The 8,990-nt window shown below is 71.5% G+C and carries 6 protein-coding genes; 3 read left to right on the forward strand and 3 right to left on the reverse strand.

Annotated features, from left to right (window positions below; all coding sequences use genetic code 11):
- Nucleotides 1-229 precede the first annotated feature (229 nt).
- Entirely contained in the window at nucleotides 230-892 is a 663-nt protein-coding gene (locus tag AC08OQ_RS06925) for a single-stranded DNA-binding protein (RefSeq protein ID WP_476600869.1), read from the forward strand.
- Between the two features lie 89 nt (nucleotides 893-981).
- Entirely contained in the window at nucleotides 982-3,357 is a 2,376-nt protein-coding gene (locus AC08OQ_RS06930) for a DUF7846 domain-containing protein (RefSeq protein ID WP_476600868.1), read from the forward strand.
- On the opposite strand, the gene AC08OQ_RS06935 is transcribed toward AC08OQ_RS06930, so the two are convergent.
- Nucleotides 3,335-4,774: a DUF1254 domain-containing protein gene (locus AC08OQ_RS06935; protein WP_476600866.1), complete on the reverse strand. Its 1,440-nt coding sequence runs from the start codon at nucleotides 4,772-4,774 to the stop codon at nucleotides 3,335-3,337. The two genes, AC08OQ_RS06930 and AC08OQ_RS06935, sit on opposite strands and share 23 nt — an antisense overlap.
- 190 nt (nucleotides 4,775-4,964) lie before the next feature.
- Between AC08OQ_RS06935 and ettA the strand changes: the two genes are divergently transcribed.
- Entirely contained in the window at nucleotides 4,965-6,647 is a 1,683-nt protein-coding gene (gene ettA / locus AC08OQ_RS06940; protein ID WP_476600864.1) for an energy-dependent translational throttle protein EttA, read from the forward strand.
- A 49-nt stretch (nucleotides 6,648-6,696) separates the two neighbouring features.
- Here ettA and AC08OQ_RS06945 read toward each other — a convergent pair whose 3' ends face one another.
- Together AC08OQ_RS06945 and AC08OQ_RS06950 are read right to left on the reverse strand one after the other, a co-directional pair.
- The gene (locus tag AC08OQ_RS06945) at nucleotides 6,697-7,119 is read right to left on the reverse strand and encodes a globin (protein ID WP_476595532.1); all 423 of its coding nucleotides are present in this window, start codon (nucleotides 7,117-7,119) and stop codon (nucleotides 6,697-6,699) included.
- A 32-nt stretch (nucleotides 7,120-7,151) separates the two neighbouring features.
- Nucleotides 7,152-8,990, reverse strand: a 1,839-nt coding sequence (locus AC08OQ_RS06950; RefSeq protein ID WP_476604721.1) for a glycoside hydrolase family 13 protein, incomplete at its 5' end; no start/stop codon positions are given.

Below are 8,990 nucleotides of genomic sequence, written 5' to 3' on the forward strand. Positions count from 1 at the left end.
CCTGAGGCGTCCGCGGCAGGCGGGCAAACGGGAGGCGTCGCGGACCGGCGTGGGGTCCGAGCGTCGGCGTGCCGGTGCGCGCACGTCCGGGGATGCGTGGCCTGTGGGTGAACCCTCGTTATCCACAGACGACCAACCGAGGGTTTCCGAAGCCGCCGTGACGGCTCACTGTGGGAGAGGCCGTTCGCGGCCAGCCCGGCGGATCCGTCCCTGACCCGAGGAGCACGCCATGCTCGAGACGACCATCACGCTTGTCGGCAACCTGGTCGACGATCCGGATCATCGGATGGCGGCCAACGGTGCGTCGATATGCACCTTCCGCCTCGCGTCGACGCCCCGCCGGTTCGATCGTTCCGAGAGCCGCTGGGTCGACGGAACCACGCTGTTCCTGCGGGTCTCCTGCTGGCGCCAGCTCGCGGACAACGTCGCTGCCAGCCTCGTCCGGGGTGATCGTGCGCTCGTCTACGGCCGGCTGCGGCAGCGGTCGTTCGAGACGGGCGAAGGGGAACGGCGGGTTACCTACGAGATCGACGCGGATGCGGTCGGAACCGAGCTCACCTGGCATGCGGCTCGCTCGGAGCGACTTGCCCGTCGCCCGGGCTCCGCCCCCGCGGGGGCGGCGGCCGCGACGGGTGTTCCCAGTGATCCGTCCGCTCTGGTGGGATCCGAGCACGGCGCTCTGGCCGGCTTCCCGGTCGCTGGTGCGGATGCGGATGCGGCCGGAGCGGCATCTGCCGCGACGGCCATGGCGTCGATGGTCGCGGGACCGCCGGCGGATGCCGGGCGGCTCCAGGGCGCGGGTGTGGCGCCCGGCGAACCGCGCCCGTCCGCGGTGACGGTCGACGATTCACCCTGGCAGTCGTTTCCCTCCTCCTCCCATGACCTCTCCTGATCGTCCAGCCGTCGATGGCGGGGACCTGGAGGGCGAGTCGGACCGACCTGCGTCCGGCGCGGCCAAGGGCGCTGGGTACCGTGCCGTGGATGAGCAGCCGGCACGAGATGGGGCCGACGGGGCCTGTCTCCGCCGAACCCGGGACAGAGCCGCAGGCGCCCTTCGACGTCATCGATGCGCAGGTTGTCGTGAGTCCCGGCTTGGAGAGCGGCCTTGCGCACGCGACACCCGGATCGGTGGTCGTCGCCGCGCCCAGGGGTGATGCCGAGCCCCGGAACGACACGCCGCGGTCCCGGCCGGACGGCGAACAACCGCCGGCCGGGCCGCCGGCTTCCGACGACGCTCACGGTCGGCGGGCTCCCGTCCAGCGGCTGCGCGTTCGTCTCGCGAGCATCTCGGGGCCCGCCCGGTACGTGATGGTGCTCGCCGTCCTGAGCGCGGCGGTCGCCGTCGTCCTCCGGCACACCGTGTTCCCGTTCCTGTCGGTCAATAACGACGAGGGCATCTACCTCCTGCATGCCAGGACCCTCGCCGAGGGCCGCCTGTTCCCGCCCGCCCCGGACCCGGCGCCGTCCTACCTGCCATGGCTGGGAACCGTTGTCGGCGATCACTACGTGTTGAAGTACACGCCCTTCGTACCCGCGATCTTCGCGATCGGCATCGTGCTGACGGGAAGCATCGATCCGGCGCTTGCGATGATCGTCATGGCGGCGGTCGTCGTCACCTACCTACTGGGCGCCGAGCTGTCCGGCAGCCGGCGGACCGCGGCGTTGGCGGCGACCCTGCTCGCCTTCTCCCCGCTGGTGATCCTCCAGAGCGCGATGGTGCTGAGCTACCTGCCGACCCTGGTGCTGCTGCAGGTGACCGTCCTGGGAGTGCTGCGGGGACGGCGCCGCCGACGGGCGGCACCGGTGGTCGTCGCGGGCCTCGCCCTCGGCGTGGCGGCGGCGGTGCGGCCGTACGACGTCGTCCTGCTCCTGGCTCCGCTCGCGATCTGGCTGGTCTTGACCTCCACGGGCGGGCGCTGGTGGCTGTGCCGGTGGCTGCTTTGCGGGCTCGCCGCGCCCATGGTGCTCGTCCTGCTCAGCAACGCCGCCGCCACCGGTGACCCGTTGCGGCTGCCGTTCGCGCTCCTCGAATCCGACGACAAGATCGGCTTCGGGTTGCGCAAGCTGTATCCCGGCGACGGCAGGCACGACTTCGGCCTAGTCGAAGGGCTGCAGTCGGTTGGCGACCACCTGTGGTTGTTCGGCGGCTGGGCCTGCGGGGGAGTAGTGCTGGCCGGCTGTGCGATCGTCGTGGCGGCTCGGCGGCAGCTGTCCGCACCCGCCGCGGTCCTGGGTGCGGGTGGGCTGCTCTTCCTGGGCGGATACGTCGGCTTCTGGGGCGCGTGGAACGCGGCCGAGTTGTGGGGCGGCATCCGCTACGTCGGCCCCTTCTACCTGGTCCCGGTGCTCATCCCGCTCGTCCACCTCGGCGCGGAGGGCCTGGTCAGGGCCGGCGAAGCCGTCTTCGCCCGCGGGCACCGCTTCGGGCTCACCGCCGTCGCGGGGACCGGCGCCGCCATCCTGGCGCTCACGGCCGTCGTCCTGGTCGGGGCGGTGCGCGCCAACCTCACGCTCACCGGGCACGACCGTGACCTCAGCGCGATGCTGGATCGGCTGCCGGGCGACCCGCTCGTGTTCGTCGCGGTGAACCCGCCGTTTCTCGGGCATCCCACTCCGGTGACCGCGAACGGGCCGAAGCTCGACGGTCCCGTCCTGTTCGCCGTGTCGCGGGGGGTCGACGATCTCATCGTGGCCGCTGACCACGCGGACCGCCCGGCCTACCTGCTCCGCCTGGCATCGGCCTACGGCCGCTCACCCGCCTCGCCTTCCACCGCGCGGGTCGAACGGCTGGCGGTCAGGAGCGGCAGGTGGGTGGCGGTGACCCTGCGAGTGGATGCCGCGCCCGCGGGCGCCCGTTCCGCCCGCGTCGTGCTCACCGAGGGTGCCCGCCGCCTGTCGATTCCGGTCCATCCGCGGATCCCCACCTCGATGATCCTCACCGTCGACGCGGACGGCCTCGATATCACCGACGTCACCAGTATCACCAACATCGCCGGCGGCACGGACAGCCCCGGCGGCACCACGACGGACCGCAACGACTCCGGCCGGTCCCCGGTGCATTCCGGATCCCTCGGCCGTCCGTCGGCGAGCACCGTGCGGGACGGCCGGGGCACCTCCATCACCGTGGCCTACTACGCGACGAGCCCTTCCGGACGGGAACATTTCCTTGATCATCAGGTGCTGCCCGTGCGGCTGGCCGCACGGGACGGTTCCCGGTCGGACAGCTCCCGGTCGGACGGTTCCCGGCCGGCTGCCGGCCCGCCGGTCACCGTACTCGGATCCCTGGGGGAGGTCGATGAGGTCGGCGAGGGGCGTCGGCCGCCGCTGCGCATCATCATCGATGATCGTCGAGGCTGACCTGCCCGCCCGGGTAACCTGCCTGCCCCGGCGCCCCGATCCCCCGGTGAGCGGTCGGCCCGGTGAGCGGTCGGCCCGGTGATCGGTCGATGCGGCAGATGGGAGGAAGCATGTACGTTCCGTCGAGGACGTCAGTCCCCGGCTCGTAGATCCGTAGGACGGGCCGGAAATCACCGACTGCCGCGGGCAGCCAGTTGGCAAGCGGCCCGCCGTCCTCCGGGGGATCGCTCTGGAGCAGGATGCGCACCGAGCCGTCCGGACCGCGGCGCAGATCGCGGTCGCCGCTCCGCAGGGAATACCGGTGCAGGGGATTCTCGACGAGGTAGTACTCGGGCGCGTCGTACATTGTCAGCGACCAGAACGCGGCCTGCGGCGGCGGCACCAGCTCCAGCAGGTACCGGTGGGCCCCGCTCAGCTGACGGCCGTCCGTGTCGATAGCACGGCTCGCCTGGATCTCCTCGTAGCCGTGCGTCGCGCCCCGCGGCAGCCGGGCGGCCATCGCCCGGGCGAGACGGGCCTGTGCCCGATCGCTTATCCGCCAGGCCGGATCGTCGATCGTGCCTGGTCCGAGTCGGTCCAGGTTGAAGTCGAGGGCATGCGGGGTGCTCACCCAGCCGTTCGTCAGCGCCCGGCCGGCGTGCGCCACCCGTTCGAGCTCGTCGCGGCCGGCGCGCAGCCCGGTGCGCAGGGACCAGGCGAGGCCCGGGTTGGGGTCGATGTACGGCGAAGGATCGTTGAGGATCCCGAGCGAGGTGAAGTGGCGGGCGTACTCGGCCTCGGCCCGCGACGGAGGATAGGCGCGCAGCCAGATGCGCAGCTCCTCCCAGAACCGGAGGTCGTCACAGACCCTCTTCGAGTGCTCCGGCGGTCCCTCCGCGCGGCGGGCCTCGGGATCCAGCGGGCTCAGGTCCAGTTCCTCCTGCAGCCGGGACACCGCCGCGATGTCCGCCGGGCCGTCGAAGCCAAACCGGTTGATCAGCGTCAGCAGCCGGGTCGGCGCCTTGATGCGGGCCAGCGACGCGGGCGCGCTGCCCGTCCAGCCCGGCGGGACGAGCAGATAGCGCCCACCCCGTCCGCCGGTGGTTCGCCGTCCCACGTAGGCGAAGTTGTTCCGCCAGGCGTCCATGAAGATCATCACGCTGTAACGATCCGGCGTGTCGGGGATCCGCAGGACCAGCGGACCCGGCGTGAGGTCGACCTCGGCCACCGAGCACAGGGCGTCGTTGTCGACGCTGACGAAGCAGGACAGTGGCGCGGGCGGTTCCGTCTCGTGAGCGAAGGCGTTGTACCCGGCGGGCCGGATCGGCCCGATTCCCTCAGCCGCCGTCCGTACGCTCAGCCGGACATTGCTGACCAGGGGATATCCGAAGATGAACGCCTCGGCCGCCAGCCCGAGCCGATGGTCACTCGCGAGCATGCCGTCCTCCCCGCGCTCGTCATCTCCGTTTCAGTGGTCGCCCTCATGCAGTGGTCGCCCCCATGCAGCGGTCGCCCCCACAGTCCGTGCCCTTCTTTGTGGTGTGGTACCCACCGGTCCCCGGCGTCGGCCGACGGGCCACCGATCACCGCTGTGAGGAACGCGGGCGCGATGCCCTAGGGTTGATGGCATGGCGCAGTACGTCTTCCAGATGCGCAAAGCGCGCAAGGCCCATGGCGACAAGGTCATCCTCGATGACGTGACCCTGTCGTTCCTCCCCGGAGCCAAGATCGGGGTAGTCGGCCCGAACGGCGCGGGGAAGTCGTCCCTGCTCAAGATCATGGCCGGTCTCGATCAGCCGAGTAACGGCGAGGCGACCCTGAGCCCCGGCTACACGGTCGGCATGCTCGCCCAGGAACCCTCGCTGGACGAGACCAAGGACGTCCGCGGCAACGTCGAGGACGGCGTGCGCGAGATCCGCCGGGTGCTCGCCCGCTACGAGGAGATCAACGAGAAGATGTCCGCGCCCGACGCGGACTTCGACTCCCTCCTCGCCAAGCAGGCCGAGCTCATCGACAAGATCGAGGCCGCGAACGCCTGGGAGCTCGACAGCCAGCTCGACCAGGCCATGGACGCGCTGCGGCTGCCGCCCGGCGATGCCGACGTCACCCTGCTCTCCGGCGGTGAGCGCCGCCGGGTCGCGCTGTGCAAGCTCCTGCTCGAGGCTCCCGACCTACTCCTGCTCGACGAGCCGACCAACCATCTCGACGCCGAGAGCGTCGCCTGGCTGGAGCAGCACCTCGCCCGCTATGCGGGCGCCGTGCTGGCCGTCACCCACGACCGGTACTTCCTGGACAACGTCGCCGGCTGGATCCTCGAGCTCGACCGGGGCCGTGCCCTGCCCTACGAGGGCAACTACACCACCTACCTGGAGAACAAGGCGGCCCGGCTGAAGGTCGAAGGCCAGAAGGACGCCAAGCGGCGCCGGGTACTCGCCCAGGAACTCGAGTGGGTCCGGTCCAACCCGAAGGCCCGCCAGACCAAGAGCAAGTCGCGCCTCGCCCGCTACGAGGAGCTGGCCGCCGAGGCGGACCGGGCGCGCCCGCGCGACTTCGAGGACATCCAGATCCCGCCGGGCCCCCGGCTCGGCAACCAGGTTATCGAGGCCAAGGGGCTCACCAAGGGCTTCGATGACCGGCTCCTCATCGACAACCTGTCGTTCACCCTGCCGCGCGGCGGCATCATCGGCGTGATCGGCCCCAACGGCATCGGTAAGACGACCTTGTTCAAGATGTTGACCGGGCAGGAGGCGCCGGACGCCGGGGAGCTCGTCATCGGCGACACCGTCGACATCGCCTATGTCGACCAGACCCGCTCGGGCCTGGACCCGAAGAAGAACGTCTGGCAGGTCGTCTCCGACGGCCTCGACCACATCGTCGTCGGCAAGGTCGACTTCCCGAGCCGGGCGTACGTGTCGTCGTTCGGGTTCAAGGGGCCCGACCAGCAGAAGCCCGTCGGTGTGTTGTCCGGCGGGGAGCGTAACCGGCTGAATCTCGCGCTCACCCTCAAGCGTGGCGGCAACGTCCTGCTTCTCGACGAGCCCACCAACGACCTCGACGTGGAGACGCTGCGCTCCCTGGAGGACGCGCTGCTGGAGTTCGCCGGCTGCGCCGTGGTCATCTCCCACGACCGCTGGTTCCTCGACCGGGTCGCCACCCACATCCTGGCCTGGGAGGGAACCGACGAGGACCCGGCGCGCTGGTTCTGGTTCGAGGGGAACTTCGCCGACTACGAGACCAACAAGATCGATCGTTTCGGGCAGGAGGCGGCCCGCCCGCACCGCGTCACCTACCGCAAGCTCACCCGGGACTGAGAGCGCACCCGGGCCGGCCGCCCGGCCGGTGCCCGCGGGCACCGAGCGGTCAGTCGGGGCGGTTCTGCAGCGAGTTCGCCGCCATCGACAGGTAGCCCCAGAGCTGCCTGTCGAGATCGGGCGGCAGGTCCAGGGAGTCGACCGCGGCCCGCATGATCTTCAGCCAGGCGTCCCGCTGCGCCGGGCCGATCGCGAACGGGCCGTGCCGCCTCCGCAGCCGAGGATGCCCGCGCTGCTCCTGGTAGTCGGTCGGGCCACCCCAGTACTGGATGAGGAACATGCGCAGGCGCTCCTCAGCGCCGGTCAGATCCTCTTCCGGGTAGAGCGGGCGCAGTACCGGATCGTTTGCCACACCCTGGTAGAACCGCGCGACCAGCTTCCGGAACGTCGGTTCGCCGCCGGCGGCGTCGTAGAAGGAGCTGACCGGGAGAGTGCGCGGAGGAGACTGGCTCACTCGTCCATTCTGCGGCACGCGGTGCGGCCCGATCCGGGCGACGGGTGTTCTCAGCCGTCGCGGGGCGCGATCCACGCCGTCGTGTCGGGGGGCAGCGTCAGGGTCGCGCCGTCGTACCCCACCGGTCCGCTGGCGAGCACCAGCCGTCCGGGCAGTGGAACCGCCACCTCCCCCTCGGTCGTCATCACGCAGGTCATATTGGCCGGCCCCACCGAGGTGGGCGGGGCCGGGGGCACCGACGAGCCTGCCGGCGCGGGGCGGTCGAAGGCCAGGCATCCGGCCGGGGCGTCGTCCCGCCAGCGCAGGTCGTCGCCACGCAGGTGGGGGAGGGCACGGCGCAGGGCGAGCGCGCTGCGCACGAGCAGCCAGGTCGACATCGGGTCGGCCGCCTGCGCGAGGACCGCGAGGTCCGCCCAGTCGGCGGGTTGCGGCAACCACGGGTCGGCGCCGGCCGAGGTGAATCCGTAAGGGGGCGTGTCCCCCGACCACGGCAGGGGGATCCGGGCGCCGTCCCGGCCCGGCGACGTGCCCCCGGACCGCGTCCAGATCGGGTCGCGACGGGCGGCCGGCGGCACCTCGGCCTGCGGCAGCGCCAGCTCGTCGCCCTGGTACAGCACCGCGGTGCCGGGCAGTGCGAGCAGCGTGAGCAGGGCGGCGCGCGCGCCGCGGGTCCCCGTGGGACCGCCGCCGTAACGGGTCGCCGGACGCACCACGTCGTGGTTGGCGAGCACCCAGGTGCCCGGCGCGCCGACCGCCGTCAGCGCGGCGCGTTCGGCATCGATGGCGGCCCGCCAGGCCGCCGCCGACCAGGGGATGCTCAGCAGGGAGAACGAGAACGTCAGGTGCAGCTCGTCCGGTCGCACGTAGCGGGCGAGCCGGGCCGGGTCGCGCACCCAGGTCTCCCCGATCAGGACCCTGGGACGCCCGTCGCGGGCGGTGTACTCGTCGGTGATCGCGCGCCACTCGCGGTAGATTTCGTGCACCCCGTCCTGGTCCCAGACCCGGGGCTCGTGCTCCTCGCGGAACCCGCTGTCCGGAGCCAACAGGGCGCCGGGCGGGTTGTCCCGTAGCTCGGTGTCCTTCACCAGCCCGTGGGTCACGTCGATCCGGAACCCGTCGACCCCCCGATCGAGCCAGAACCGCAGCGTCGCGGCATGGTCCGCGCGGACGGCGGGATGATCCCAGTTCCAGTCGGGCTGCTCGGCGTCGAACAGGTGCAGGTACCACTGGCCGTCCGCCACCCGCGTCCAGGCCGATCCACTGAACACCGATTCCCAGTTGTTCGGAGGCTGCTCGCCGCTGGAGCCTCGGCCGTCGCGGAAGATGTAGAGCTCCCGCTCGGGACTGCCCGGCGCGGACGCGAGCGCCGCCTGGAACGCCGGGTGCGCCGAGCTCGAGTGGTTCGGCACGAGATCGATCAGCACGGCGAGTCCGGCCTCGGCGGCGTCGGCGAGCACGGCGTCGAGGTCCGCGAGGTCACCGAAGAGCGGATCCACGCCGCGATGGTCGGCGACGTCGTACCCGTGGTCGGCCATGGGGGACGAGTAGAAGGGTGTGATCCAGATCGCGTCGACGCCGAGTTCGGCCAGCACGGGCAGGTGCCGCCGCAGCCCCTCCAGATCGCCGACCCCGTCACCATCGGAATCGGCGAAACTGCGAAGGTACACCTCGTACAGCACGGCCCGGCGCCACCACGTCCCGTCCCGGCCGGGCGACCGCACCCGGCCGTCGGCGCCATTCGGGCGATCCAGCTCCCCGGCGTCGCCGGCTCCTGGGCTGTTGTCCTTGTTGTCCCCAGCGCCCTCGGCGTTCTCGTTCCCCTCGGCGTTCTCGCTGCCCGCGTGGTCCTTGCCCGCGTCGCTCCGGTTGCCGTGCTGGACACTAGGGGG

It is taken from the genome of Frankia sp. CcCS3, assembly GCF_977927575.1.